At 64.3% G+C, this 26,288-nt stretch carries 25 protein-coding genes; 11 read left to right on the forward strand and 14 right to left on the reverse strand.

Features of this window, described 5'->3' with window-relative positions; genetic code table 11:
* Both B7L68_RS00460 and B7L68_RS00465 read right to left on the reverse strand, forming a co-directional pair.
* On the reverse strand, nt 1-1,144 hold a 1,144-nt coding region (locus B7L68_RS00460; RefSeq protein ID WP_081245716.1), incomplete at its 3' end, for an ABC transporter permease.
* 33 nt (nt 1,145-1,177) lie between these two features.
* Nucleotides 1,178-2,128: an FAD-dependent oxidoreductase gene (locus tag B7L68_RS00465; protein ID WP_081245717.1), complete on the reverse strand. Its 951-nt coding sequence runs from the start codon at nt 2,126-2,128 to the stop codon at nt 1,178-1,180.
* Between the two features lie 73 nt (nt 2,129-2,201).
* On the opposite strand from B7L68_RS00465, the gene B7L68_RS00470 reads away from it, so the two are divergent.
* Both B7L68_RS00470 and B7L68_RS00475 read left to right on the forward strand, forming a co-directional pair.
* Nucleotides 2,202-2,783 (forward strand): disulfide bond formation protein DsbA, encoded by a 582-nt coding sequence (locus tag B7L68_RS00470; protein ID WP_081245718.1) that lies wholly within the window; start codon nt 2,202-2,204, stop codon nt 2,781-2,783.
* A 106-nt stretch (nt 2,784-2,889) separates the two neighbouring features.
* Nucleotides 2,890-3,270, forward strand: coding sequence for a PaREP1 family protein (locus B7L68_RS00475; RefSeq protein ID WP_081245785.1), 381 nt, complete (start codon nt 2,890-2,892; stop codon nt 3,268-3,270).
* A gap of 466 nt (nt 3,271-3,736) precedes the next feature.
* Here the strand turns inward: B7L68_RS00475 and B7L68_RS00480 are convergent, their stop codons facing one another.
* The 10 genes from B7L68_RS00480 to B7L68_RS00525 form a co-directional block, all read right to left on the reverse strand.
* Nucleotides 3,737-4,657: a hypothetical protein gene (locus tag B7L68_RS00480; protein WP_143615268.1), complete on the reverse strand. Its 921-nt coding sequence runs from the start codon at nt 4,655-4,657 to the stop codon at nt 3,737-3,739.
* A 332-nt stretch (nt 4,658-4,989) separates the two neighbouring features.
* On the reverse strand, nt 4,990-5,118 hold the full coding sequence (locus B7L68_RS09005) for a hypothetical protein (protein WP_255408286.1): 129 nt from the start codon (nt 5,116-5,118) through the stop codon (nt 4,990-4,992).
* Nucleotides 5,119-5,154: 36 nt separating this feature from the next.
* Nucleotides 5,155-5,973: a carbohydrate ABC transporter permease gene (locus B7L68_RS00485; RefSeq protein ID WP_081245786.1), complete on the reverse strand. Its 819-nt coding sequence runs from the start codon at nt 5,971-5,973 to the stop codon at nt 5,155-5,157.
* Complete coding sequence (locus B7L68_RS00490; RefSeq protein WP_238136250.1) at nt 5,970-6,782, reverse strand: carbohydrate ABC transporter permease; 813 nt, start codon at nt 6,780-6,782, stop codon at nt 5,970-5,972. Before B7L68_RS00490 ends, B7L68_RS00485 begins: the two co-directional genes overlap by 4 nt.
* A 22-nt stretch (nt 6,783-6,804) precedes the next feature.
* Nucleotides 6,805-8,289 carry an ABC transporter substrate-binding protein gene (locus B7L68_RS00495; RefSeq protein ID WP_081245721.1) on the reverse strand — a complete coding sequence of 495 codons (1,485 nt, stop codon included), beginning with the start codon at nt 8,287-8,289 and terminating at the stop codon, nt 6,805-6,807.
* A 395-nt stretch (nt 8,290-8,684) separates the two neighbouring features.
* The gene (galT, locus tag B7L68_RS00505) at nt 8,685-9,647 is read right to left on the reverse strand and encodes a galactose-1-phosphate uridylyltransferase (protein ID WP_081245723.1); all 963 of its coding nucleotides are present in this window, start codon (nt 9,645-9,647) and stop codon (nt 8,685-8,687) included.
* The gene (locus B7L68_RS00510) at nt 9,644-10,780 is read right to left on the reverse strand and encodes a galactokinase family protein (RefSeq protein WP_081245724.1); all 1,137 of its coding nucleotides are present in this window, start codon (nt 10,778-10,780) and stop codon (nt 9,644-9,646) included. The genes galT and B7L68_RS00510 overlap by 4 nt, the downstream gene beginning before the upstream one ends.
* Nucleotides 10,777-11,886, reverse strand: coding sequence for a glucose ABC transporter ATP-binding protein GlcV (gene glcV, locus B7L68_RS00515; protein ID WP_081245725.1), 1,110 nt, complete (start codon nt 11,884-11,886; stop codon nt 10,777-10,779). Before glcV ends, B7L68_RS00510 begins: the two co-directional genes overlap by 4 nt.
* Before the next feature lie 28 nt (nt 11,887-11,914).
* On the reverse strand, nt 11,915-14,998 hold the full coding sequence (locus tag B7L68_RS00520) for a S41 family peptidase (protein ID WP_081245726.1): 3,084 nt from the start codon (nt 14,996-14,998) through the stop codon (nt 11,915-11,917).
* Nucleotides 14,999-15,177: 179 nt separating this feature from the next.
* Nucleotides 15,178-15,408: a hypothetical protein gene (locus B7L68_RS00525; protein WP_081245727.1), complete on the reverse strand. Its 231-nt coding sequence runs from the start codon at nt 15,406-15,408 to the stop codon at nt 15,178-15,180.
* A gap of 42 nt (nt 15,409-15,450) precedes the next feature.
* Here B7L68_RS00525 and B7L68_RS00530 point away from each other — a divergent pair, with 42 nt between their 5' ends.
* Genes B7L68_RS00530 through B7L68_RS00545 form a run of 4 tightly spaced genes read left to right on the forward strand, consistent with a single transcriptional unit; the run spans nt 15,451 to nt 18,788 of the window.
* A complete protein-coding gene (locus B7L68_RS00530) occupies nt 15,451-16,014 on the forward strand; it encodes a class I SAM-dependent methyltransferase (protein WP_081245728.1) in 564 nt (187 codons plus the stop codon).
* Nucleotides 16,015-16,026: 12 nt separating this feature from the next.
* The gene (locus tag B7L68_RS00535) at nt 16,027-16,497 is read left to right on the forward strand and encodes a DUF2299 domain-containing protein (RefSeq protein ID WP_081245729.1); all 471 of its coding nucleotides are present in this window, start codon (nt 16,027-16,029) and stop codon (nt 16,495-16,497) included.
* Nucleotides 16,494-17,441: an alcohol dehydrogenase catalytic domain-containing protein gene (locus tag B7L68_RS00540; protein WP_081245730.1), complete on the forward strand. Its 948-nt coding sequence runs from the start codon at nt 16,494-16,496 to the stop codon at nt 17,439-17,441. The genes B7L68_RS00535 and B7L68_RS00540 overlap by 4 nt, the downstream gene beginning before the upstream one ends.
* Nucleotides 17,442-17,477: 36 nt before the next feature.
* Entirely contained in the window at nt 17,478-18,788 is a 1,311-nt protein-coding gene (locus B7L68_RS00545; RefSeq protein ID WP_081245731.1) for a hypothetical protein, read from the forward strand.
* Here B7L68_RS00545 and B7L68_RS00550 read toward each other — a convergent pair.
* Nucleotides 18,738-19,625: an NAD(P)/FAD-dependent oxidoreductase gene (locus B7L68_RS00550; protein ID WP_238136251.1), complete on the reverse strand. Its 888-nt coding sequence runs from the start codon at nt 19,623-19,625 to the stop codon at nt 18,738-18,740. The two genes, B7L68_RS00545 and B7L68_RS00550, sit on opposite strands and share 51 nt — an antisense overlap.
* 44 nt (nt 19,626-19,669) lie before the next feature.
* On the opposite strand from B7L68_RS00550, the gene B7L68_RS00555 reads away from it, so the two are divergent.
* The gene (locus tag B7L68_RS00555) at nt 19,670-20,278 is read left to right on the forward strand and encodes an EamA family transporter (RefSeq protein ID WP_238136252.1); all 609 of its coding nucleotides are present in this window, start codon (nt 19,670-19,672) and stop codon (nt 20,276-20,278) included.
* Nucleotides 20,279-20,294: 16 nt separating this feature from the next.
* On the forward strand, nt 20,295-21,128 hold the full coding sequence (locus B7L68_RS00560) for a hypothetical protein (RefSeq protein WP_081245733.1): 834 nt from the start codon (nt 20,295-20,297) through the stop codon (nt 21,126-21,128).
* A 112-nt stretch (nt 21,129-21,240) separates the two neighbouring features.
* Here B7L68_RS00560 and B7L68_RS00565 read toward each other — a convergent pair whose 3' ends face one another.
* Entirely contained in the window at nt 21,241-22,386 is a 1,146-nt protein-coding gene (locus B7L68_RS00565) for an MFS transporter (RefSeq protein WP_081245734.1), read from the reverse strand.
* Nucleotides 22,387-22,534: 148 nt separating this feature from the next.
* Between B7L68_RS00565 and B7L68_RS00570 the strand changes: the two genes are divergently transcribed.
* From B7L68_RS00570 to B7L68_RS00580, 3 genes are read left to right on the forward strand one after another with little or no spacing between them, the layout of a single operon-like run.
* Complete coding sequence (locus B7L68_RS00570; RefSeq protein WP_081245735.1) at nt 22,535-23,524, forward strand: THUMP domain-containing class I SAM-dependent methyltransferase; 990 nt, start codon at nt 22,535-22,537, stop codon at nt 23,522-23,524.
* Between the two features lie 18 nt (nt 23,525-23,542).
* Entirely contained in the window at nt 23,543-24,688 is a 1,146-nt protein-coding gene (locus B7L68_RS00575; protein ID WP_193432445.1) for a DUF401 family protein, read from the forward strand.
* Nucleotides 24,689-24,722: 34 nt separating this feature from the next.
* Nucleotides 24,723-26,279, forward strand: a complete 1,557-nt coding sequence (locus tag B7L68_RS00580) for a PINc/VapC family ATPase (protein ID WP_081245736.1) — start codon at nt 24,723-24,725, stop codon at nt 26,277-26,279.
* The last annotated feature ends 9 nt before the right edge of the window (nt 26,280-26,288 follow it).

The raw sequence follows: 26,288 nt of genomic DNA on the forward strand, positions 1-26,288 counted from the left end.
TGAGCCGTCCGGCCCTGATGGCGGGCGCCAGAGCGCCCAGCATGTTGACTGTGACGACGAGCGCGGCGGTCGCCAGCCCTATATTCCAGGGCACGCTCAGAGAGGGGCTCGCTCGAGAGAAGGCGCCGCGGGGGGCGGCCGTCTGCGGGAAGAAGCTTATCGGGATGAAGCTCAGCAGTATCAGCGCCACGACGCCCGCCGCTATGCCTATAGCCGCTATTATTAGGGCCTCGTAGAGCATCATGGCGGTTATCTGCCTTCTCTTGAAGCCAACGGCCCTCAGTATGCCGAACTCCTTGGTTCTCTGCAGCACCGATATCGTCATCGTGTCGTAGAGCCAAAGCGCCGTTATGACGGTAGAGACGCCCGACACTATGCCCAGGAACAGCTCCAGCCCTGTGAAGAACTGGTTGACCGTCTGAACTAGGGACTGGAGGTTGAGTACCTCGGCGTTGGGGTACACCGCCTTGAGCAGATTCTGCACCTCGTCGAGGTATTGGGCGCTCTTCAGCGACACGACGATCACTCGGTATGTCGAATCTCCCGTGATGGCCCGGAACTGGGACTCGTCTAGGATCACGGAGGTGGTCGTGTCGATGGGGCCTGGATGCTGGGCGGACAGTATGCCGGATATCGCCAAGGTGTAGGATCTCCCGCGGTAGTTCAACGGCAACGGGTCTCCCACGTTGAGCAGCTGGGCTCCGGTGTTTTCATCGAAGGCGACGAAATAGCCGACCAGGGCCAGGCCGCCTCCGACGTTGTTGGACCCGTCGTACACGGCCGACTCCGGCACGATGACCCCTATGCCGTCGCTCGGTATGCCGTAGAGCGTGACCCCTTCGACGACGCCGCTGGGGAGCCTGACCGACGCTATAGCTGATGAGATGGGCACCACGGCGGTGGCGTACGGGGCCACGTAGGTCTTCACCAGCGCGACGTCGGCGTCGGTGAAGCTCCCCAGGACGAACACGTTGTTGACGCCCAGCCCCTCGAAGAGGTTCAACGCGGAGGATCTGAAGGCGTTGCCCAGGGCCAGGGCTTCGGTGAGCGCCACGAAGGCTATAAACACGCCGACGATCGCGCCGATGGTTCTGCCCTTCCTCTCCCTCAAGGAGCCCCAGGCCAGCCTCGCCTCGACCAGCACGAGGCCGGTTGCGGCCCACCTTAAATTCTTTGCTCACAACGAGGATACGACGTCGCGGGCCCAGATATGGTAGAGGCCCTTCAGGTGCACGAGCGGCGTGCCGGTGACCATCCTGTAGGTCAGCCACCTCTTGAAGGAGTCGGCGTCGGTCTGGGAGCTCCACTCGTCGGGAGATATGTCGATATACCCCCTGCTGATCTCCGACGCTATGGCCTGCGCCACGATCGAGGCCTGCCAGAGGGATCCCCAGCCGATGGGCGGAAGGCCCAGCTTCAGCAGGGCCGAGTCGCCTATTAGGTACACGCGGTCGTACTGCGTCTCCAAGGTCTCCGGCCTTAAGTCGAGGCCTGCGGCGAGGGGGTGGGGCCTGACCGCCGGCACGGAGATGTGCAGCTCGTCGACGGCCTTATGGGACGGCGGGTCGTCGGTCACCTCGACGCCCGCCTCCTTGGCCTTGGCCTTCCAGGGCTCCAGCAGGAATTGATAGTCGTCGGAGACGTAGACCAGGTGGATCGACACCTCCTTGTCGGGGAATCTGGTCTTTACGGCGTAGGCCATCTCCTGGAACCCTATCACCGGCGTGAACTCGCTCACCACGAACCGCACCGCCTTGGCCTTCTTCATGAGCCCGTACAGCTTCTCGGAGCCCTCGACGCTCCAGTACTCAGCCGTCCCCAGCTTGTAGGAGCCGGGAGCCAGCACCACGTAGTCGCCGCACGCCGACTGCGAGCTGGACAGCCTGACGCACCCCCCGTCCAGAGCCACCGCGTGGTCCCAGACGTGCTTAACCCTCCTCATCTGCGTCAAGGGAAATATCAAGTCCTTGAAGTCCACCAGGCCGCCGTACGCCATAGGTATGCCTATGACGAATTCGTGCACTGGCTTGGGCTCCACGAGCAGCACCTCGGCCTCAGTCGCCTGGAGGAGCCTATACGCGAAGTAGATCCCGGCTATCCCTCCGCCCACCACGACAACCCTCCGCATTCAATGTTAAGACCCTAGAGGATATAAAACTTGTGTAGGGAAAGGCTCAAATAGCGCCTCCATCTCCCGACACATGGAGGCTCTGGTCACCCGCGTGGGCGAGAAGGAGAATCCCTACCTGGTGGAGTTCTACGACGTGAACTGCCCGTTCTGCGCCAGGGCCGCTCTGGATGTCTGGGGCGACCTCATGTCCTCCGGGGCCTACTTCGAGCTGGTGTATCTGCCGGTCCACTACGCCATCTGGAAGGACGCCGGCTCTCCGAGGACCGCCGAGGGGTCCTATCTGGCGAACCTCTCCGCGTTCTGCGTGGACGACCCCGTCCAGCGGGTTAAATACATCCTGGAGCTGTTCAAGATAACAGCCTCGGTCCGAAACGAGCCCAAGGCCATAGAGGAGCAGCTGGAGTACGCCGGAGGCAGATTCGGCGAGTTGAGAAGCTGCGTGAGGGAGAAGGTCGGACGCCTCGCAGACGACCCGGAGCTGGCCTACGAGCTCGCCCACGAGTACGCCCTCTCCATAGACGCAGTGGTGACCGGCGTCCCCACCGCCGCCGTGGTGGACCGCGGCAGGGCCGTGGAGGTGAGGGACGGCTTGGGCGAAGTGGAGGAGCTAATCAAGAAGTATCTCTCCGGCAGGAGGCGAGCGCCTTCCTGAGCCTCTCGGCGGCGTCCTCCGGCGCGGCGTCCAGAGCGTATGCCCCCGCCCGCCTCGCCGTTGCGCGTCCCGCATTTTTATACGCGGATGAAATGTCATGGAGGCCATGGGCTTCGGCCTTGCCAGGGAGATCCTCAAATACGCCGAGGAGGAGCTCGGAAAGGCCTTGAGGCTCAACGACGCCTTTCTGTACAGAAACGCCGCCGATAAGGCCTTCCTAGCCCTCGTGGTGGCGGTCAACGCCTACATAGGCGTCGTCGAGGGCGTCGAGCCGGTCAGCCACGGCGAGAGGAGGAAGATCTTGAGGAAGATCGGCAGGGAGGATCTGAGGGCCCTCTACAGCGACCTCATGAAGACCCTACACGAGGAGGCCTTCTACCAAGGCGTCTACCAGCCGGACGAAGTGGAGTACGCCGTGAGGAAAGTCGAAGAGGTCGTGGCGCAGCTCGAGGAGGAGGCCAAGAGGAAAGCCGCCGGACAGCGCTAGGCTCGCCCGCCGCGTCGTGGATGCGAAGGCCGTCTGACGGACGCCCCCCGCCAGCTGAGCGGTCACGTCGATGGACTCCTGCGCCATCCGCCAACGCGCGCCGCCGTACTCCGGGGCTCGGCGGCATCTTAACGCGGGGGGCAGTAGCCGTAGACCCGCTCTGGCTGGCGTATGCGGCGACTGCTTTTATCCCTCAAGACGCGGGGATCTTCTGCGGTATAGGCGGAGCGACTCGTATCGGCCCCATGTCGAGAGGCCCTCGCCGACTCGGGCTCGGCTGAACGCATAGCCGAGGGGGATATGGCGACATACGTGATTCCTTCGATCGACTATAGCCGTCTGTCCGTACCGAGCCGCTCCATAGGGAGGTCCTTGAAGGGGCCGAGGGATGTCTGCGACGTGTTGGCTGGTCGCCGTCAAAGACGGCGGCCGTCTGCGTCGGTGGCCGGCGCCATCGGCGGCTCGGCTAGAGCGGCGCCTCGGCCACAGCGCCGCGCCTCCAGGGCCTGTCTATGACGAGCCTCGCCTTGTAGTTGCCGAGGCCCAGGCCCCATATCTGGCCCTGCTCTATGCCTATCTTTCTAGCCGCCGAGGGACTGACGGCGCCCCTGAGCACGTAGACGCCGGGTCTGCCGGCCACGGGGACGGCCCCTGTGGACAGCCCGCCTCTGCTCTCGGCCAATCTGGTCTTGAGCTTCTTCGGGCCCAGATCGGCGGCCATCTCCACGCGGGCCGACCTGGCCCTCACGGGCCGGAACTCGAGCGCGGCCTCGACCGCGCCGCCTCTCACCCGCACCTCCGCCTTGGCGTAGTCTCCCTCCTCAGTATGGAGGCTGAGCTCCGCCGGCCCTCTGTCGCGGACCAGGCTGGGCGTTACGGCGGCGATGTGGTAGCCCGGGCAACAGCCGTCCCGTATCTCGTAGGCCGGAAGCCAGAGGAGGAGCCAGTCGTGCCCCGCGGCGGCGAGATACCCCGAGGCGTGGCCCCAGTCGAACGCCTCGAACATCCGCGCGTCGCCGCTAGGCTCGAATCGGTAGTCTTGTCTGCTGTATTCCCCAGCCAAGTCGAAGTAGGAGTACACGTAGCCAGGCGCGGCGAGGAGAGGCCTCCTCAGCACCCCGTCGCATCCAACCGAGTCGAGCAACGCCGTCAACCGCCTCCTGTCTCTGTCGTAGAGCAGGGCGCTGGCCGCCGCGGCTGCCGCGACCGCGGCGAAGCCGGCCGGGATAGACAGCGCGGAGATCATCAGACCGACGATGGCCGAGACCGGCAGTATGGACGCCGGCAGGCTGGCGGGGTGGGTCAGCAGCTTGATGCACGTCGCGCCTCCTGCCTCCGACACGCCGTTGCCATCGGCGCCAGGGGCATCGGCCTGGAGGGCCTCCATAAAGGGCCCGAGCCCGGCCAGGCGCGGCCGACCTGCGGCAGAGGCGGCGCGCCCCTCGGCGTCTAGACGAGGCCGGGATGCATAACGCCGATCCGTCCGCGCCGAAGCGTCGGACGTAGGCTCGCCGGTCCCGACTCTACGATGCGGGCTGGACAGCGCGATGGGGCCCGCGATGTCCAGGCGACCCGGCCTCACGGACGCTCCGATCCGGCTGTTTAAGACATTGACGCCAGCGGCAGAGAACCGCTGGGCCTTGCGATTGCTCCTCTTCATCAGATCTGACTTCCTCAACACGGAGGTCTTCCCAACTCTCCTCACGCCGAGGCGCGGAATTAACGGCGGCATCCCCTCACATAGCGGCCTACCGCCTCCAGCCCGGCGGATCCATCGAACAGCTCGGCCCACCTCTCCCTAAGCCTCGGGTCGAAAAACGCGCGCCCACATGCGTTGCCCACGTCCATATGCGTCGGCGGATAATAAATTCAGCGGTCCGCCTTCTAGGCCTTGCCGCCTGTGCCGAGCGCCAATAGGCCTCTTATGAAGTAGCGGCCCAACGCCACGAAGACGAGGAGGGGCGGTAGCGACGCTATAAGCGCCGCGGCGTACATCTGGTTGTAGACGTTGCCCGTCTGGCCCGTGAAGCTGAAGAGGGTCAACATGACGTGTTTCCCGTAGCCTCTGGTGAGCACCAGAGGTATGAACAGGTTGTTCCAGCCCTGTATCGTCAGGAATATGGCTGTGGAGACGTAGCCGGGGCCCATAAGGGGCAGAACCACGCTTCTGAATAGCGTGAAGTCCGAGGCGCCGTCTATCTCGGCGGCCTCCACCACTTGTCTGGGGAGGGCCGTCATGAAGATAAACATCATCAATGTGGCGAATGGGATGTAGAAGATCGAGAACGCCAGGGCTAGGCCCGGCAACGTGTTGTATAGGCCTAATGTCTTCATGAAGTCGACGAGGGGGACCAAGGCCACTTGGTAGGGCAGATAGGTCGCCACGGCGATCCCGGTGATCAGCCCATCGCGGATGGACCCCGCAAGCCGCATCAACGCGTAGGCCCCCATGGCCCCTACGAACGCCGCCGCCAACGCCACCGGGATCACCACGATCGCGGTGTTCAACAGGGGCACGGCCAGGCGACCCGCCGCCGACGCTAGGTTGCTGGGGTCGATGGCGGTGGGCGGGGACAGGACTGAGGACGTCATCACCTCGGACAAGTTCTTGAGGGAGCCGACCACCATGGCGTAGAGCGGAATCGCCCAGACGGCCCCCATGGCTATTATGATTAGATACGAGACGACTACGCGGGCCTTCATATCCTCAGCCACTTCCTGAAGCCGAACATGGAATACGGTATGACTATGGCCGCCGATAGGGCCAGGATCACGACGGCCGTGGCGCTGGCCGTGGCGAAATACAGCGTCGCGAACTTAAAGAAGGTATATATCACTAGGGTGGACACGAAGGGGTTGAGGAAGAGCATGGTGTAGGGCAGGTCGAACATCTGCAGGGCGAAGAGCGTGTAGAACACGGTGGCTATTATCAGAGCTTGTCTCGACTGGGGCAGCACGACCCGCAGCATCACGGAGAGGGTGCCGGCCCCGTCTATATAGGCGCTCTCTATCTGGGACCTATCCACGTTGTAGAACATGGCGAGGTAGAAGAGGACGCCCAATCCGGCGTACACCCAGACGGAGACCAGCGCCGCGCTCCAAAACGCGTTGTCGCCCTGTAGCCAGAGTATCTTGGCCCCCAGCGCCGCGTCTATACCCCTATCGGGGTCGAAGAGCCAACGCCAGATTATGCCGGACGCCGCGAGCGAGACCGCGAGGGGGTATATGAAGAAGGCCGTGGCCGCGTTTCTGGCCCGCAGGCTCTCGATGTTGTATATGGCCGACGCCACCAATATAGCGATGAGGTTCCCGGCCGCGACCAGCACGACCACCCACAACAGAGTCCTCGCCAACGCCGACACGAAGTCCGGGTCCGAGAACAGGGAGGCGAAGGTCTCCAGGCCCACGAGCTGGGGGCGAGGATGCAGTATGGAGTAGTTGGTTATGGAGATATAGACGTTCCAGAGCATGAAATAGTAAAGGACGCCCGCGAAGAAAAGGGCTGGGATCAAGAAAAAAAGTTGTGTTTTCATGCTAGGAGGTGGCGTTGCCCCAGAACTTGTTGTTGGGGAAGCCCATGTACCAGCCGCTCCACTCCTGCCTCTCGGTGGAGAGCGCTTTCGCCACGGTCGAGTACCACAGATCCGCCCTCCCTGTCTGCGTCAACACGACCACCTGCTGCAGTAGGTTCTGCCATACGTCGGAGAACAAGCCGCCGTGGGTCAACGAGAAGACGTAGAACCTCGCGTCGCGGTACTGCTGGGCCTCCCACTGCTGCACAGTGGTCGGGTAGATAGATGCGCTGATGTTCTTGTAGGTGGCTATGGAGCCCTTTATTGGGTTGAATATGGCCTGTCCTCTAGGCCCGGCGAAGAACGTGGCGAACTCTATGCCGTACTGAGCCTCGGGCCCTACGGGCACGGCCACCGAGTCTATGACGAGGCTGTAGACGCCCTGCGTGCCGGGGAACGGGGCGAACACTATGTCGCAGTTGGGCGTTATGTTGTCGACCGGACACATGGTGACGTTAGGATACACGTTGTGTATCAAGCCGACCGCCCAGTCGCCGTCGACATGGGCGATGGCCTTGCCCTGCACCACGTCGGCGACGGCGCCCGTCCAGTCGACGCCGGCCCAGTCAGGCGAGAGGTACTTGGTCAGGTTGAGGTAGAGCTGGGTGGCTTGGACTATGGAGGGGTCGTTCGGCGGCAACGTGCCGTATAGGAATTGCATGAACTTGTAGGGGCCTGCCACGGCGAGGAATACGTTCTCCCATGTCTGCAACAGAGTGAACTGGTCGGCGCCGCCCAAGACTAGGCAAGGTATGCCGGCGGCGGCCGCCTTCTGACACATCGCTATGAGGTCCTGGACCGTCGTAGGCACGGATGCGCCGATTTTGTCGAGTAGATGTTTGTTGTACATTATCAAGTTGGCCCTATGTACATCCACGGGAAGGGAGTACATGGCCCCGTTGAGGGAGCAGGACCAGGCTACGCCGGGGCCCTGCTGTATCAGCCCTATCTGTTGGGCGTAGGAGGTCATGTTGACGAAGCTATTGGCGCCGTTGGGGGCGGCGTATATGTAGCTTATCATCTCGGGGCCGCAGTGCACTTGGAAAGCGGCCGGCGGCTTGCCCGCCTGTATCAACGTGAGTATCGCTATCTTCGCGTTGACGCCGGCCCCGCCCGGCACAGCAGTCTTCTCGACGTTTATGCCGTAGAGTTTGGTGAAGTTGCCTATGACCGCGTCTATGGCGAACCTCTCCAAGCCAGCCCACCAGGTATAGAAAGTTATCGTAGCAGGGGCGGTAGTCGTAGCGGTGGTGGCAGTCGCCGGCTGGGTAACTGTGACCGTCACCGTCGTGGGTTGGCCGCTTACGGTCACCACCGAGGTCGTGATGAGGGATGTGGTCACCGTGGTCGCCGGCGGGGCGGGGGCTGGTGGCCTCGCCAGGAGGGCGGCGATTATGGCCACAATTATTACTACCACCACAATGCCTACAACTAGACCTGTGCGCATAGGGTTTATAACCAAAATGACTTATTAAGATTGTTGTCGACGCTAGCCTAGTTTAGACCCCATAGGATCGTTCTGTATACAGACGGAAGTTGGGACAACCGGCGAATATAAAAGTGTTTTCAGAGACTAATCGGTTCTTATACATTTTGAAGTGGTGGGAAAAAGACTACTATGTCTGGGTCCTTGTTGGGGGTCTTCATGATGAGGAGTCTATGCCCGCTACGGCCATCAGTATGAGGCTGACGCCCCGGCGCTTTGTACCTCAATATACTTTTCCCATACATGGACTTGAGAAAATTAAATAAAAATTATAAAGATCTACTTCTCTCGGCGTGTGGCCCAGGGCGGCACGAGGCGGTGACGGCGAGGAGGGCTCTCGAGGTTGCTGTCCCCGATCAAGAAGTATCTCTCCGGCAGGAGGCGAGCGCCTTCCTGAGCCTCTCGGCGGTGTCCTCCGGCGTGGTGTCCAGAGTGTATATCCCCGCCCCCGTCTCGGCGCTGGCGGCATATTTCAGCCTCCCGTCCGGTCTATACATGCCGTAGATCTCGAAGTGCAGGTGGTAGTACCGATGGTCGCCCCTCAGGGGGGCCTGGTGCAGGACCATCATGTAGGGCATCGGCCTCCCCACCGCCCTCTTCAAGGCGCAGAGGACCGCCTTGAGGACGCGGGCGAGCTCCGCGAGCTCCTCGTCGTCCAACTGGGTCAAGAGCTGGACGTGGCGTAGGGGATAGACGTGGACTTCATGCGGCCATCTGGCGTAGTACGGCACGAAGGCGGTCCAGCGGGTTCCCCTCAGCAGGGACCTGCCTGAGGGGGACTCCCTGGCCACCACGTCGCAGTGGAGACAACGCCCGCGGCTGCGCCAGTACTCCTCAGCCCTCTCGAGCTCTCTCGCTATGCGCTCCGGCACTACGGGCAGCTCGTATATCTGGCTGTGCGGATGGGTGAGCGACACGCCTATCTCCCTCCCCTTGTTCCTGAAGTAGAGCAGGTACAGGACGCCGGGATCTGACGCGGCCCTGGCGGCCTCGTCCCTCACCATCCGCAGGACCTTCTCTATCTGCTCCACGGGCAGATCGCTGAGGTCGTCCAGGTCGTGGCTCGGCGTCTCGACGACGACCAAGGCCCTGCCGTAGGCCCTCGCCGTCTCGTAGAATCCGTCGGGCCGGGGCGGCAGCGTGTCGGCGGAGACGACGGGATATCTGTTGGGCAGGATCAAGACGTCCCACCCATGGCCTGTCTCGGGCGCGCCTGGGTCGAACGGGCAGAAGGACTCGGGCTGCCAAGGCCGCTCCAGCCTCCTCGGCGCGACCACTATCCAGTCGCCGGTGGTGGGATCCCGCCTTATCTCGCTCATAGATACTCCACGCGGAGGCCGTCGTCGACCTTCAAGACCCAGCTCCGAGCCTCGCCGATTCCCCTCACGGCGTCTGCCGCCGGCTCGGGCGCCAGAGCCATGACGATGCCGCCTAGGCCTGCGCCCGACAGCTTGGCGCCGTACGCGCCTCTGGCCAAGGCGCCCTCGACCAATCTGTCCAGCTGAGGAATGCTGACATCGTACAGATCGCGCAGAAGGCCGTGTTGATACGTCATGACGGCCCCCACCCCCCTCGCCCTCCAGTCCTCGCCGTCCAGCGGCGGCAGATACGGCGCCTCGGCCCTCCTGCCCCTCAATATCTCCAGGGCGACCATGGTCGATCTGTGCATCCTGATCGTGAAGAGGATGCGGTTGGCGTACACGCGCGGGATCCTCCCGAGATATGGCTCTAGCTCATCTTCGTCCAACTCCTCCCATTTGACTTCCCAATGCCGCTCCGACAGCTTCTCCCTTATGCCGGGCGGCGCCACGGCGAGCAGCGCCCTCAGCCCCTCGTCGAGCTCCCTCTGCCTCTGGGGATGCACCTCGGCCGTCGAGTGGCGCACCCCGCTGTCCAGCGCCACGAAGACGCCCTCGCCCAGCTCAAGCCGCTCCACGTCGTAGGGAGGCCTCGTGTTGATCAGGGAGATCCTTCCGAAGGCGGATCCGTACTGGTCCAGCCTGCCGCACGGTATGCCCATCACCTCCCTCTCCGCGCGATAGGCCGCCTCGGCCACGAAGGCGGGATCCGTGGGCCCTCCCCATAGGGCCGATAGGGCGCCGACGGTCGCCACGAGGAGCGCGGCGCTTGAGGCCATGCCGGAGGCTATGGGGATCTCGCTGACAACCTCCAGCTCGCATCCGCCCACATCGACGCCGGAGCTACGCAGCGAGGCGACAGCGGCCTTCACGTAGTCCGCAAAGCCCCTCCCCGCCGGCGGCTCGCCAGGCCTAAACTCCGCGGGCTCGCCCGTGTTGAGGGACCTGGCCCTACACGTCCCGCGCAGGCGCCGGGCCTTGACGCGCGTCCGTAGGTTGACCGCTACGGACACGACCGGCAGTCCCTTGTAGTCTTGGTGCGTGTTCAGAAAGTCGAGACGGCCCGGCGCGGAGGCCAGTACCTCGTAGCTCACAGCACGGCCCTCTCGTCTTCGCCGAATACCTTGATCTTCTGGGGCCTCACGTACACCGCGGTCTCGGCCCCCTCGGGCGGAGGCCTGCCCACCACCTCGACCCTGGCCTCCAGACCGTCCCACTCGATCAAGGCCGTCGTGACGAAACCCGTCACCTCCACTATCTTCACTCTGCCCTTGGGTATCGCGACGTCGTCTTCGCTCTGCGGGGCCTCGGCCACGTACATGTCGGCGGGTCTAATACCCACGTACACCTTCTTCCCCACGTTCTCGGCCAACGCGGGGGAGCTCGGCAGAGGTATCTTCAACGGGCCGGCGTCGGCCAGATAGCCGCCGGCCTCCTTCACGAGCTTGGCCTCGAAGACGTTCATGGGCGGATCGCCGAGGAAGGTCGCCACGAAGAGGTTTGCGGGCCTGTCCAGAAGGTCCTCAACGTTGCCCACCTGCTGTATCACGCCCCGCCTCAAGACCGCGAGCCTATCGGCGACCGAATAGGCGTCTTGCTGGTCGTGGGTCACCAATATGGTGGTTATCTTCAACTCCCTCTGCAGCCTCTTCACGAAGGCCCTGGCGCTTATGCGTATTCTGGCGTCCAGGTTCGAGAAGGGCTCGTCCAGGAGCAGGAGACGCGGGCGTTTGACGAGGGCGCGCGCTATGGCCACCCTCTGCTGCTGGCCGCCCGAGAGCTGGCGGGGGTAGCGGTCCAAGAGCTCCCCTATGCCCAATATCTCGGCGACATCCTTCACCCTGGCCTCTATCTCCTTCTTGGGCATCTTCTTTATCTTTAGGGGAAACGCGATGTTGTCGAAGACCTTCATGTGGGGGTAGAGGGCCCAGTTCTGGAACACCATGCCGACGTTTCTCTTGGGCGGCTCCACGAATATCTTCCTCTCGGTGTCCACTATCACGTCGTCGTCGAAGAGAATCCTGCCCCTCGTCGGCACCTCCAAGCCGGCGAGCACCCTCAGGAAGGTCGTCTTCCCGTGGCCGGAGGGGCCCAATACTACGAAGAACTCGCCGTCGTTTATCTTGAGGTTGACGTCCTTAAGGGCTACGACGTTCGGCGGAAATATCTTGTCCACGCGCTCCAAGGCGACCACTACCATGGTCTTACGTACTATTCGGATTTTAAATTTAGGTGTTGATCGATTCAAGGTGGAGCGAGCCGCCCAGCCGCCTGAGGGCCTCCTCCACCGCCCTCTCCAGCTGCGGGTCAACGCCCTCTCTGTAGTGGTGGGGGGCTATCTCCACATATATGTCGGGCTCCACGCCGTATCCCTCTATCCCCGTCCCTACGCCCTCGGCCCAGAATGCGTATTTGGGCTGCGTAATTATGGTGCCGTCGGCCAGCTTATACCTGGTGTCTATCCCCACGGTGCCGCCCCAGGTCCTAGTCCCGACGACGGGCCCCAGCCCCAGCGACTTGAAGTCGTAGGTGAATATATCGCCGTCGGAGCCGGCGTATTCGTTGGCTATGAGGACGAGGGCTCTGGGCATCACCAGCTCGGGATACGGCATGGGCTTGAAATATCTGGTTAGAAACGCCCCGAAGACCCTGGCGGCTAGGCGTTGTATCAGCATGCCCGACGTATGTCCGCCTCTGTTGAACCTGACGTCCACCACGAACGCCTCTCTGTAGCCCTCCGCTATGAGCGACTTGAAGAACTCCGAATAGCCGTAGGGACCCATGTCGGGTATGTGCACGTAGCCGACCCTCCCGCCCGTCCTCTCGTGGACGTAGCGCCGGTTCCGCTCGACCCAAGCCCTATATATCAAGTGCCTCTCGTCCCTCAGCGTCTTGACCAAGAAGCGCCTGGCCTCCCCGCCTCTACCCGCCTCTATCCACACCAGATCGCCGGCTCTGTTCAGCAAGGCGGCCTCCGGCGGGGTCTCCGGCCCCAGCTCGACGCCCCCTATCGACAGCAGACAGTCGCCCTCCTTGACGTCAACTCCGGGCGCCGCCAGCGGGCTGCGCTCGCCCTCGTTGGCCGGATCTCCGACGAATATCCTCTCGACGCGCCAGCACCTGCCGTCCCAGCGGAACTCCGCGCCGAGGCCGCCCACCGGATACGGCTTGTCTACCTCGAAGTCGGGCACTATCTCGTAGGCGTGGCTGTTGCCGAGCTCGCCCTGCATCTCGTTGATCAAGTCGCTCAGCTCGTAGCGGGTGCCGATCCTGTCCAGAAGCCGCTCGTACCTCCCATAGACGGCGTCCCAGTCGACCCCGCTCATGTCGGCCCTCCAGAAGTTCTCCCGCATCAAGAGCCAAGCCTCTCTGAACATCTGCCTCCACTCCTTGGCCGGCTCCACGTAGATCTTGACGCGGCTTAGGTCCAACACGCCGCTCTTCCTGCCCGGATCTCTCGACTGGAGGTCTGGCTTCCTCTCCACGTCGATCAGCCTCAATCTCCCCTCCTCCTTCACCAAGAGGTACCTCCCGTCCTGCGAGGCCCTAACGGCGGAGACGCCGCCCGCGAGCTGGTCCTTGGTCTTGGTCTCGAGGTCGTATATCTCGACGACGCCCCTCCTCTCCTGGGCGAACCAGAGGTAGTACTTCAAGGCGCCCTCCACCTCGTATCTAAGCCACGCCACCTTGCCGCCCCTCAGCCCCACGACGGCGGCGTGGATCCCCTCCTCGACTGGGAACGGCTCGGCCCTGGTCTGTATCCCCTCTACGTCTATATCCTGGACAGGCCCCTCGCGCCTTCTGTACTCGATGAAGGGGGACACGTCGTCTTTGCTCAGCGGGATCAGATAGGGCCGCGAATGCCTGGCGAAGACGTAGTAGAACTGGACGGGGTCCATGGCCGGGTTGAACGCCCTCCTCGACAGGAAGTAGAGATACCTCCCCTCGGGGTCGAAGGCGGGGCTGTAGTCGAAATTCGTCGGAGGTGTTGCGTCGTAGACTCTGCCGGACCTCGCGTCGAGAAGCCTTATGTTCTGGGTGTAGGGGCCCGACGGCCGGGAGTACGCCAGCCAGAGGCCCGAGGGATGCCAGGCGAGCTCGAGTATGAGCCCGTAGTCGCTTCTATCCACAAGGCTCTTGGCGCCCGTCTCCACGTCCACGAGCCAGAGCTCGCCCCTGTGGTTGGACACGGCCAGCCTCGCGCCGCTCAGCGCCAGGGCCTCTATCAAGCCTATGCCGAGCTCGAGCCGCCTCTGCCTAACGCCGTCCCTTCCGTAGATCTCCACCACGCCGTCGTACGTCGCGACGGCCACCCTGTTGCCGTCGGCGGACGCGCGCCTGTACCTAACCGAGCCGCCCCTCTCGCCCAGCTGGACCACGGCCCCCTCCCACGCCGGCATGTAGAAGGCCTGTCCCCTGGAGATCAGGAGGACGGCTTCGCCGGAGTATGTGGAGAAGTCCTCGAGGTACTTGAACGGCTCCACGAACTTGGGCGCCCTCTGCTTCCGCGAGAGGGGGATGTCTATCTCGAGGAGCGCCGTCGAGCCGCTGGCCGGGTCGAACACATATATGTCGCCCCCCGCCTGGAAGACGACCCTGCGCCCGTCCGAGCTTGCGTTCCTCACGTGGTACTCCCTGAAGTCCGTATGCCTCCTGAGGCCTCCGCCCGAGGGGTCGACGGAGTAGATGTTGCCGACCCCCTCGTGGTCCGACACGAAGAATATGCGGCCCCCCACCACCATGGGGGAGGTCACGTTGCCGGGGAGATCCACGAGCTTCTCGAACGTCCTCCCGCCGTCCCTGCTTATCCAGAGGACTCCCCTCATCCCCCCTCTATACCTCTTCCAGTAGGGCAGGTCGTAGTTGTTTCTGCCCAAGACGATGAACCCTTCGCCGTAGAGCAGAGCCGTCGCGGGGCCTAGGCCCAGCCTCTCGTACCTACCGTCGAGAGAGACGGCGTATAGCTCCCTCCACTGGGTGAAGGGCATCTTGAAGTCGCTGTACACCAACACCCTCCCGTCCGGCGTCCAACCCGCGACGCGCGTGAAGGGAGAGCCGAAGTAGGTCAGCCTCCTGGGCTCTCCGCCCTCCGCCGGGATCACGTAGGCCTCGGCCAAGGTGCCCTGGTCCGTCTGTTGCAGCCTCGTGAACGCTATGTAGCGGCCGTCGGGGGAGTATCTGGGCCTTAAAACCACGCCGAAGTCCGAGGTCAGCCTCGCCGCGGAGCTGCCCGAGTATCTCCAGAGGTCGTCCTCGGTCACGAACACGACCTCGTCGCCGTATATGTCGGGATGCATGTAGTAGCCCCTCACGGAGCCGAGCAAGGGCCGGTTTTTTATGTTATGACGGGCGGCCGCGAGGTCGGGCCGGCCTCTGGGCTCAGCCCGAGGGCCCTCGATAGAGGGGCGGCGTCTGCGCGGCCTCGGGGAGGGCCCAGCTCGGCGGCGCGGCCGCCCCGCGCCGAATCGCGGCGGCCGCGGATGGGAGGGGGCTAGGCCGTATCTGGAGCCGGCTGGGGGCCGGAGTCCAGCAGTTGGGCTACGCCGTAGTCGTCCACGATGACTACTCTGTGCCTGAGGGCCTCGCGCCACCAGGGCTTGCGCAGCGCCTTGGCGGCCTCCTCGGGCGTCCAGCATATCGGCTCGAGCCTCGGCGGCGCGTCGTGCGTGGAGAGCATCGACGTGACGCGCGAGGAATACCGCGGCGAGTTCGACGACTTCAAGATACTGCCGACGCCCAAAAATATTTAGGGCATATACGACACATGGAGGATTTCTACTTCGAACGTTTCGACGAGAGGGGGGCCGCGTTCTACGAACTCCTGGTGAAGCTGCACGTATTCGACTGGGCCTATTCGGCGACGGCGAAGCTGGTGGAGGCCGCCGTAGATAGGGGGTCCCGCCTCCTCGAGGTGGGTCCCGGCGTAGGGAAGCTGGCCGGCTTGTTGGAGCGGAGAGGCTACAGGGTGGTCGGCGTAGACGTCTCGCCGGCTATGTTGCGCAGAGCGCGTAGGAGGACGTCGGCGGATCTAGTGGCCGGCGCCAGCTGGGCGCTGCCGGTGCGGCCCGGCGCGTTTGACGGGGCGGTGGCCCTCTTCACGCTCCACCACTGGGGCCCCCACAGGGAGTCGGCCGAGGGGGTTGCGAGGGCCTTAAGCCCCGGCGGGCGGTTCGTGGCGGTCGAGGTGGACAAGGACCGCCTTCCGCTGGTGGGCGACCACAGCTGCTCGGAGAGATGTCTGAGGGACGTCCTGGGCGCTCTGTTCGACGTAAAGATAATACGTAGGTATCCCCTCATAGCGGCCGTCGCGGAACGGAAAAATAGGTGACGTTGTCGCTTCATGGACCTAGATAGGGATATAGAGCGTTGGGTCAAGAAGCTGGGCCTCAACGTGGTGGTTCCGCCGAACGCCCCGGAGCCCTTCCATATATCCACGGCGCCTCCGACGGGCATGCCGGTCGTCGACGTTGTGAGGCCCAAGGACGCCGAGTTCTACGTAATAGCCATGGGCATAGCAGTCCATCCGGACCACAGATCCGCGTTGGCGTCCATGAAGGAGCAGGACAGGAGGAGATTCCTCCTGGAGCTCAAGAGGGCCGTGGCCTCCATGGGGGTGGACTTCGCCTTCCTTCCGCCTGACGCCGAGATCCCCGACGCCGTCCAGGTCTCGCGGCCCGTCCTCGCGGAGGGGCTCGACGCGCAGAGATTCGTCGACGAGTACTACAGGGTCAGGAACGCCGGCCTCCTCGTCATAATCTCCTTCGCCGAGACGTTCAGAAGAGCCGCCGGCCAGACGTCCCTCTACGCATGAAGGCGCTCCTTCTCAGAGGCCCGCGCGAGGTCGAGGTGGCGGATCTGCCGGAGCCGGAGCCGCCGGCCGGCTGGAGCCTCGTGAGGACCGAGCTGGCCGGCATATGCGGCACGGACAAGGCCTTCTATCGGGGGACCTACCCCCTCTTCAAGAGGCCGTTGGTGCCCGGCCACGAGGTGGTGGGCGTCGTAGAGGAGGGGCCCCTAAAGGGGCTGAGGGTTGTGTCGGAGATAAACTTCGCCGACCTGACCTGCGACTACTGCAGATCCGGCCTCTACACGCACTGCCCCTACAAGAAGACGCTGGGCATAGACTTCGACGGGGGGATGGCCGAGTACTTCGCTGCGCCCAACTACGCGCTCCATCCGTTCGACGGGCCGCCCGAGCTGGGCGTCTTCGTGGAGCCGTTGGCGGCTGTGCTGAACGCGTTCGCCATACGCCCTCTGAGGCCCGGCGAAAGGGTCGCCGTGATAGGCGTCGGCAACATGGCCCTCCTCGCGGTCCAGGTGTTGAGGCTTCTCGGCGCCTCGGAGGTGGCCGTGGTCGCGAGGCGGGAGAGCAGAAGGCTTAAAGCCCTCGAGAGGCTCGCCGACGCGACGTACATAGGCGAGGCGCCCGCATCCCGCTTCGACCTGGTCTTCGAGGCGTCCGGCGACCCCAGGGCCCTCGACGTTGCGGTGTCCGCCGCGAGGCCCCGCGGAGCGGTGCATCTTAAGTCCACGCCTGGCTCGCCTGCCGCCTTCAACTCCACTCTGGCGGTCGTCAAAGAGGTGGCGATAGTGGGCAGCCGCTGCGGCACCTTCAGGGAGTTCAGGGAGGCGATGGCCCCCCTCCTCTCGGGCAAAGTCAAGCCGGCGCTGGACGCCGTATATCCCCTGGAGGAGGGGCGGAGGGCCTTCGAGGAGTCGCAGGGCGACGTCTTCAAGATCGCCGTGAGGCCTTGAGGCGAAACCTAGATAAATCCGGACCCAGATCGCAGAATGCGCCCCTGGCTTCCGCTCCTGTTGCTGTCGGCGTTGGCGCTTGCGGCCTCCGTACAGATCCAGGTGGTTGACGGCTCCACGGGCCGCCTGTTGAACGGCTCCATGGTGATGGTCTGGCAAGGCGGCGAGCTGGTCTACGTCGGCTACGGAAGCCCCACCCTGGATCTAGCCCCCGGCACCTACCTGGTGGAGATATACGCCTTCAACGCCTGGTTTAACCAGACCATATCGGTGCCCGGCGCGAACCCCATACGGATAGTGATCCCCACGGCGCTCCTCTACGCGAGGGCTTGGGACATGGCGGCTGGGAAATACGCCGACAGCTGGACCGTGGAGATCCTGGGCCCCGACAACGCGACGCTGGCCGCAGGCCGCGGTGTCGCCGAGGCCGAGGTCGTGGCGACCGGAGCTCAGTACAGAGCGGCCGCCGTCACGCCCTACGGAGTCCTCTACGGCGATTGGACGACGCCGCAGCCGGGACAGAACTTGACGCTGGTGGTGCAGGTGCCCACGGCCTTCCTGCAGCTGGAGGCCTACGACGTAGCCCTGGGGAAGCCGGCCAACTTCACCGTACGGATCAGCGGAAACGGCGTGGAGGCCTACGGCGTCGGCGCCGTCCGGCGGGAGCTCCTGGCGGGCCGATACGACGTCTCGGTGGTCGCGAATCTGAGCGGAGGCGTCTTCAGCTACGACACGACCGTGTCGCTGGAGCCCGGCGAGAACCGCTCTGAAGTCCTGCGGGTGCCCACGGCGGTCCTCTACCTGTACGCGCAGACGCCGACGGGCTCGCCGATCCCGAACGCCACGATACTTCTCTACGGAGGCGGGCGGTTGCTGGTCAACGCCACCGGCCCCTCGGTCGCGGCCGAGGTGTTGGGCGGGCAGACGTACACCGCCGTCGCCCGCTACCGCAACATGACCGCGACGGTCGACGTGGCCGTCGAGCCCGGCGCCAGATTGCCCGTATATCTCAACCTATCCGCCGCGGTCGGGGCTACGATCAGAGTGACGCCGCAGCCCGCCACGTCGACGTCCGCATCCAGCGCGGCGACAAGCACGGCGAGCGCGACAGCAGGGCCGCGGACGGCGGCCGCAAAGGCTACCACAGCGGCGCCCGCCGCAACGACCACCGCCGCGGCGCCTCGGCCCCCTCCCGCCGCGTCGTCGCTCTGGGCCTTGTTCATGGCGGCCGCGGGGGCCTTGGCGTTGGCTCTGGCGCTGGCCCTGCTCGCCTTGGTCGCGATGGCGGGGAGGAGGTTAAAGGCTTCCGAAGATCTTGGTCCTCCAGAGGTCGTAGAGGCCGCGTAGATGCACTAGAGGCACGCCTTTGGTCATCCTGTAGGTTAGATACTGCTTGAACTTATCGGGGTCCTTCATGTAGGTCCATTCGTCTATCTCCACCTCGGCCGCGCCCTCCTTTATGTCGCTCACTATGGCCTGGGCCAGCACCGACGCCTGCCATATGGCGCCCCAGCCCAGGGGCGGGAGCCCCAGCTTCATGAGGGAGGTGTCGCCTATGAGGTAGGTGCGGTCGTACTGTGTCTCGAACAGCGGGCCGACCTTGAGGCCTTTCGTCAGCGGATGGGGGTTGAGCTCGGGCACCACCACGTGTATCTCCGCCTTGTCTTCGGTGGGCGGCGGCTCCTCGCTCAATGATATGCCCAGTTTAGCCATCTGGGCGCTGAAGGTCTCGAACAGCCACTTGTAGTCGGGGTGGACGTAGACCAGATGTATCGACACCTCCTTCTGGGGCCAGAGGGATTTCACGGCCATCGCGACCTCGCCGAACCCCATGACCGGGTAGAGCTCGTCGATTACGAACCTCACGGCGGGCGCCGTCTCGGCGGCTCTGTAGAGGGCCTCGGCGCCCTCCACCGAGTAGAAATCGTCGCCTATCTTGAACGCGCCGACAGCCAGCACGTTGTAGTCGCCTCTGATCACCTCGCCGCTGGCCAGCTTCAGCCCGCTTTCCCTGACGTCGGCGACCTCGTCCCTTACGTGCTCCACGCGCTTTAAGGAGTCCAGCGACATGCGTAGATCGTCGAACTTGACCAAGCCCGCGAAGGCCATGGGTATGCCCATCACGAACTCGTGATAGGGCTTGGGGTCGACGAGATAGACCTTGACGTCGTCTAGAGCCGTCACTATCTTGTGTATATGCCGCGCTCAGCGGCGTCCTCTCGCTCGCGTTGGGCGACTCGCTCTACCTCAAGGCGCTCAGGACGGCGGGCGTCTCGCTGGCGGTTCCCGCCGCCTACAGCTACGTGATCTTGGAGCAGTTTGTCGCCGTGTTGCTGGGCGAGCCCCTGAAGGCCGCATACCTGGCGGCGGCCGGCCTGACGGTCGCCGGCGTCTACCTCCTCGTGGCTGGGCACGACAGGGGGAGCCTCGGCGGCGTCCTCTACGCTCTGGGCGCCGCGGCGGCCTGGTCGGCGGGATACGCGGCGGTGAAGGTGGCGGGGGTGGGGGGCCTGAGCCCCATATCCATAGCCTTCGTCCGCGTGGCGGCCGCGCTCCCCGTCCTGGCGTCCCTCGCCGGATCTGGGGTCGTCAGGGGGATGAGGTCCACCTGGAGGACCGCCCTGCCCGCGATAGCGGTGCTGGACCTCGGGGGCGGCTCCGCCCTATTCGCCTACTCGGCCGTCGAGGCGGGCCTCGACCTTACGGTCATAGTGCTGGGCGTGACGCCCACAGCGTCTCAGCTCATGTCGAGGGCTCTGGGCAGAGAGAGGCCGGCGGCGAGGGAGTACTCGGCCGCCGCGTTGATCCTTCTGGCCATAGCCATATCGTTTATATAGCCTGGACGGCCCGCCCGTGTTGATCGAGAGGCTTTATAGGGACCTGCCCCGCAACCTCCGCCTGTTCGAGCGGGCTCTCTCCCTGGAGAAGGAGATCTACGGAGATACGTACGTATCATCTAGGGCGGTGGCCGAGGCCCTCCTGTGCCCCAGAGCCGCCGCATTTCGAGCCGCCGAGGAGGAGGTGGAGGTCTTCGCAAGGGCCCTGAGGGACAGGGTCAAATACGCCGCCATGCTGGGCGTGGCCGACGCGGGCTACGTCGACGCTCTGGCCAGGAGGGCGATGCGCGGCGACCGGAACGCCGTTAAGGCTCTGCTGCGCGTGGGCAGGGATCTCGGGCCCGGCGACATATCGGCTGTCCTGCCTAAGCTCAAGGAGGAGTTCGAGGCGGCGAGGAGAGCCGCCGGGAAGGTGATAGTCTCTGCCGCCAGAGGGCCCGTGAGGAGGGCGGCGGCCTACGTGAAATATGCCGAGGTCTACCCGTACGCCGGGATGGGCCATAGATATGGAGACCACGTGTTCTACGCGGTGGCCGGCGTGGGTCCGGACCACGTCTACCTCTTCAGGCTTGCGAGAAGCCGAGATAGAGGCAGGAGGCTCGCGTTGGCAGAAGGCGACGTGGCCGCAGCGGCCTTTAGGAAAAACAACATAAAGCTTCATATATATGTGCCGGAGGAGGCTATATACTCCTTCTCCGAGAGGCCGTCGGACCCCACGCCTAGGTATAGGGCCTTGATCGAAGGCGTATGTAGACCCGGCGCAACCTGCGCGTTCTGCAGATATAGGGAGGTGTGCGAATGCGTCGGAGATATCCCGCGGCGTCGTCACGCCGGCTCACAGAAGCCGTGACGGCCCCTCCCGGCGCGTCGCTGTAAGTCCGGCGGCGGGGCTATTTATCTATTTCCGGCGGCAGGCCGCCGTCCGTGTTGCGGACGAAAAACCTAGCCCCTCAGGGCGGGCGTCAGTCTACCTCCCTTAGGTACTTGAGGAATATATAGCCTGCGGCGGCGACGAATGCGCCGGCTATCGGCATCAGTAGAGCAGGCCCCGCCTCTATCAAGTAGCCGGCCGCGGCGGCGCTGGGCGTGGCGGCCATGCGCATAGATATGCTTGCGAGCGCGGGCGTCGTCGCCTCGCCCCCCTCGGCAGCGGCCCCCGATATGTAGGAGGATCGGGCCGTGCCCCCTATGCCGACCATGGCGTTATAAAGGGCGTAGATCGCGGCGAACGCGGCAGGGTGGGGGATGAGGGGCAGGACGGCCAGGAGGGCGCCTGAGGCGAATCTGCTGGCCGCGGAGGCCTTGACCAAGCCGAGCAGTCTAACGAAGACGTGGGCGAATAGGGCTGATAGAGAGAACGCGGCGTTGCCTATCGCGTATATCACAGCTATTAGCGCCGGCCCCATCCCGAGGTATGTATTCATCCAGAGGGAGAGGAGGGAGTTTGACAGACCGATCCCCACCCCCGCCACCAGCTGGCTTAGGGAATAGGCCAGGACCGTGGCGCCCCTCTTCTTCACTGCCCTGAACGGATTCGCCCGCCGGACGGTCTCGCCGCGGCCTAGGGACAGCAGGACCAGCGCGGCGGCCGTGGAGACGGAGAGGACGAAGAAGAGGGAGGCCTCCCGCAGGGCCGTGAAGGCGACGAGCAGAGACCCGGCGATTCCGCCGGCGGTGGACAGGAGGTTTACAATCCCCAGATCGCGCGTCCTCTCCACCGCGTTTGACGTATGGCGGCGTACCAAGGCCATTATCAGGGGGACGAAGCTGCCCCGCGTAGAGCCGGGGCCCAGCATGCCGACCCCGCCGATCCCCAGGGCGATGCCGACGGCCCAGGGGTTTCTGTACGCCGCTATGGCCACAAGCGCGGACGCGAAGGCGACCTCGCTGACGGCGAGGCCTCTCGCATGCCCTATCACGTCGCCGAGGGCCGCGTAGAGGATGGACGTGCCCAGGGATATGAGGCCGGCCGCGGTGACCACCAGCCCGGCCGCAAGCGCGCTGCCGGTGAGCTCCTTGAGGTACAACGGCACGACGACGGCCAGATAGCCCGTGGCCAAATTCCTCAGGAACCTCTCCAGGCCTATGGCCAAAAGGTACCTCTTCACGTCCCGATATGTCGGTACGTTTTAAAAATGTTGAGCCGCGCCGGCCAACGTATTTATCCTCCGGATACCGGCGGCTTGTGGACAGTGGGGACGCGGCCGCCGATATCTTCGCCTGCGCGTTGGGCATAGCTCGTAGGTCCTCGACCGCATGAGGTACCTGCTGACGACGGTACAGGGGCTGGAGGACGTCGTCGTGGAGGAGGTGGTCGAGAGGCTCGGGGCGTCGTCGGCGCGTTCGGCCTACATGAGCGGCCGGGTGGTGGTGGAGGCCGACGTGGCTCCCTCCGCTCTGCTCGCGCTCCGCTCCGTGGAGAGATTCGGCGTTTTCCTAACCTCCGGCGCGTTCTCGGCGCTGGGGGATATAGCGGATGGGGTGAGGGCAGTCCTGCCCGAGGTGCTCTCCTACGTATCGCCCCACGTGACGGCCGGCGTCGCCTGCGAGAGGGCTGGGTCGCATCCGTTCACCTCCAGGGATGTGGAGTCGGCGGTGGGGTCCCTGCTGAAGGAGGCCGGGGTCGCCATAAGCCTGGTGGACCCCGACATCGAGCTCAACGTCGACGTGATAGGAGACGCCTACTACGTCTGGCTGACCTCGGCGAGGAGGTCCCTCAAGGATAGGCCCTACCGTAGGTATCAGCACTACGCGTCCCTCAACCCGGTGGTGGCCTACGCCATGGCCAGGCTGGCGCGGCTGAAGGACGGCGAGACGTTGTGCGACTTGACCTGCGGAGGGGGGACCATATGCCTGGAGGCCTCGTCGGTAGCCCGCGTCAGATGCATCTGCGTCGACGTGGCGCTAAGGCACGTCAAAGGCGCCCTCGAGAACCTCTCGGCGGCTGGCGCCGACGCGGACGTCCTGTGGTTCGACTCCACCAAGCTCCACAGGGCGCTCCGCCCAGTCTGCGACGCCTTCATCTTCAATCCCCCCTACGGCGTCCGCATCCCCGCCGATATCCACAAGCTTTATAGAGGGCTGGTGAGGACGATGGAGCTCCTGGCGAGGCCGGGGGCCCGGCTGGCGGTCGTGACCCCCAGGTGGCGGGCCTTCCTCAAGTATTTCCGCGGCGAGATCCTGGAGAGGCGGGTTATATACCAAGGAGGCATCTACAGCTCCATAATACTGGGAAGAGTTAAATAGGGGCCCGGCCGCCGTGGCGTGCTGGCGCTGGCGGCCTTCCTGGCGGCTGTAGCGCTGGTCATCTGGGGCACCTTGACGAGGAGGCTGGACGTGTCGATAACTCTGCCGCTGGGCGCTGTCCTCTACGGGGCGCTGGCCCTCGGCCCCTCGGCCGGCCGGGCCGCGCTGGCTGCGTTCAACTACTCCATGTTCGAGGTCCTCGCGTCGCTGGTGTTGGCCATGGCGCTCGGCTATCTGATGAGGTCCAGGAGGGAGGCGATAGCCAGCGGGTTGACTGCCGTTGGGCCTAGATTTGCGGCATTCGCGATTCCGGCCGCAATAGGCCTCCTCCCCATGCCCGGCGGCGCCTACGTATCGGCCGTCGTCGCGGATCCCCTCTACAGATATATGGGTCTGGAGAGCGACGAAAGGACGTTCCTGAACTACTGGATGCGCCATATATGGGTGCCCGTGTGGCCCCTATTCCAGGGCGTGTTGATAACGTCGGCAGTCCTCTCCGAGCCCGTGACGAGGGTCGTATCGTGGTCTTGGCCAGCCAGCGTCGCGGCAGTCGCCGCCGGCGTTGCCATCGGCGCCTCCCGCGTGAGGCGGACGCAGATGGGCGGAAGGCTGAGAGATGCGGCGGCGCTCTGGCCTCTCGCGGCAGTCGCCGCGTTGTCGCTCCTCTTGCCCATATATGCCGCCGTCGCCGTCACCCTCGCCGCGTTCACGCTGGCGTACAGAACGCCCGCGCGGGATGTGGCCGCCGCCTTCAGATATGCGCTGACGCCGCGGATAATCGCCATAATAATATCCTCCCTCGTCTTCTCCGAGTACATCAGGGAGAGCGGCTTTGGGCAAGCCCTCGCGGGTTATCTAGGCGGGGCCGCTCTGTTGGCGGTCTTCGCGGTGCCTCTGCTCATTGGGATAGCCACCGGCCTGGAGTTCACCTTCGCCGGGCTTGCGTTCCCCCCGCTGAGCCCGTTGCTTCACGGCTATAACCTATCCCTTGCGTTTATGGGGGGCTTCCTGGGGGTCATGTTGAGCCCGGCCCACAGCTGCTTGGTGCTGACGCTCGACTACTACAAATCGGACGCGCGCAAGGTCTACGGACTTCTGGCGAGGGCCGCTGCCGTCGCGGCCGCGGTCGCCGCATCGCTGTACGCGGCGTTGGCCCCATTCTGAGAAAAGATTATATACACATGCCCGGATGCGTGCGGTGGGGAAATATGTAGCCGATATCTCCGTCATCCTGGACGGCTCGCTTAAGGAGGCCGTCATCTCCGGCAACATCAGGGGGACCCTCTTCCTCCTGGAGGAGGCCGTCGACTACCTGGAGCGGCTCGCCAGGCAAGGCGACGGCGTCGGGCTGGTGGGGGTCGAGGAGCTCAAGGACCTCAGGACCTCCCTGGAGAAGCTGGGGCTGTCGGAGCTGGTCCGCGTCGAGTACGTCCAGGCCGGGCGCCGCCAGGCCGAGCCGGAGGAGATGCCCTCCCTGGTCAGGAAGTTCGCGAGGGAGAACGGCGCCGTGGTGGTGACCAGCGACCCCTTCCTCAGGGACTCGGCCGCGGTTATGGGCTTGGACGTGATGTATCTGGGGCGGGAGCGGGGGCCGCTTCAGATCGAGCGCTTCTTCGAGAGGGACATAATGTCGGTGCACCTCAAGGAGGGGGCGCCGCCTCAAGCCAAGGCGGGGAGGCCCGGCAGCTGGCGTCTCGTCAAGCTCTCGGACGAGCCCATGTCGCGGGGGCAGCTGGAGTCCATCGTGCGCGAGCTCATCTCGGAGGCCGCCAAGGGCGGCGGAGGCACCAAGCTGGAGATAAGGAGGCCCCACTCACTCATAGTGCAGCACAAGGATCTGCGCATAGTGGTCGCCTTTCCGCCCGTCTCGGACGGCCTGGAGATCACCGCCGTCAAGCCTCTGGTTAGGAGGTCCCTGGAGGACTACAACCTCGACCCCAAGGTGGTGGAGCGTCTGGAGAAGAGCGCAGAGGGTATACTCATATCGGGCCCGCCGGGCGCCGGCAAGACCACCTTCGCGCAAGCCCTCGCCGAGTTCTATCTGTCCAAGGGCAAGATCGTGAAGACCGTGGAGTCGCCTAGGGAGATGATCCTAAGCAGATCCATCACCCAGCTCTCCAAGAACTACGCCACCTCGGAGGAGATCCACGACCTCCTCCTCTTGTCGAGGCCCGACTACACCATATTCGATGAGATGAGGGACACGGCCGACTTCCAGCTGTACGTGGACCTCCGCCTGGCCGGCGTGGGGATGGTCGGCGTGGTCCACTCGACGTCGCCCATAGACGCCGTGCAGAGGTTCGTGAGGAGGGTAGAGCTCGGCATGATACCGTCTATAATAGACACCGTGATCTACATGAAGGACGGAGAGGTCAAGAAGGTCTACTCCCTCTCCATGACCGTCAAGGTGCCGGCGGGCATGAGGGAGGAGGACCTCTCCAGGCCGGTGGTCGTGGTCAAGGACTTCCTGACGGGCGAGCCTGAATATGAAATCTACGTATTCGGCGAGGAGACGTTCGTGGTGCCGTTGAGGCGCGGCGAGGGGAGGGCTCCCAGCAAGAAGTTGCTGTCGGCGGTGGTGTCGGCGCTCAAGCGCTACGTGCCGCCGCAGGAGATAAGGGTTGAGGAGGTCGACGGCGTGGTGGTGGTCAAGGTGCCCGAGGAGTACCTGGCTGTGGTGGCGTCCCGCGGCGCCGGCAAGCTCGACCGTCTGAGGAGAAGGTTTTCGGTGGACTTCAGAGTCGAGCCTCTGTGAGGCGGGCTT

It is taken from the genome of Thermoproteus sp. CP80 (assembly GCF_002077075.2).
Classification (GTDB): Archaea; Thermoproteota; Thermoprotei; order Thermoproteales; family Thermoproteaceae; genus Thermoproteus.

Coding starts and splice junctions, on each gene's coding strand:
- B7L68_RS00475 (WP_081245785.1), top strand. CDS start 2,890: ATGGGCTTCGGCCTTGCCAGGGAGATCCTCAAATACGCCGAGGAGGAG.
- galT (WP_081245723.1), bottom strand. CDS start 9,647: ATGAGCGAGATAAGGCGGGATCCCACCACCGGCGACTGGATAGTGGTC.
- B7L68_RS00570 (WP_081245735.1), top strand. CDS start 22,535: ATGAGGTACCTGCTGACGACGGTACAGGGGCTGGAGGACGTCGTCGTG.
- B7L68_RS09005 (WP_255408286.1), bottom strand. CDS start 5,118: ATGGACGTGGGCAACGCATGTGGGCGCGCGTTTTTCGACCCGAGGCTT.
- B7L68_RS00485 (WP_081245786.1), bottom strand. CDS start 5,973: ATGAAGGCCCGCGTAGTCGTCTCGTATCTAATCATAATAGCCATGGGG.
- B7L68_RS00480 (WP_143615268.1), bottom strand. CDS start 4,657: ATGGAGGCCCTCCAGGCCGATGCCCCTGGCGCCGATGGCAACGGCGTG.
- B7L68_RS00465 (WP_081245717.1), bottom strand. CDS start 2,128: ATGCGGAGGGTTGTCGTGGTGGGCGGAGGGATAGCCGGGATCTACTTC.
- B7L68_RS00470 (WP_081245718.1), top strand. CDS start 2,202: ATGGAGGCTCTGGTCACCCGCGTGGGCGAGAAGGAGAATCCCTACCTG.
- glcV (WP_081245725.1), bottom strand. CDS start 11,886: ATGGTAGTGGTCGCCTTGGAGCGCGTGGACAAGATATTTCCGCCGAAC.
- B7L68_RS00540 (WP_081245730.1), top strand. CDS start 16,494: ATGAAGGCGCTCCTTCTCAGAGGCCCGCGCGAGGTCGAGGTGGCGGAT.
- B7L68_RS00545 (WP_081245731.1), top strand. CDS start 17,478: ATGCGCCCCTGGCTTCCGCTCCTGTTGCTGTCGGCGTTGGCGCTTGCG.
- B7L68_RS00530 (WP_081245728.1), top strand. CDS start 15,451: ATGGAGGATTTCTACTTCGAACGTTTCGACGAGAGGGGGGCCGCGTTC.
- B7L68_RS00535 (WP_081245729.1), top strand. CDS start 16,027: ATGGACCTAGATAGGGATATAGAGCGTTGGGTCAAGAAGCTGGGCCTC.
- B7L68_RS00495 (WP_081245721.1), bottom strand. CDS start 8,289: ATGCGCACAGGTCTAGTTGTAGGCATTGTGGTGGTAGTAATAATTGTG.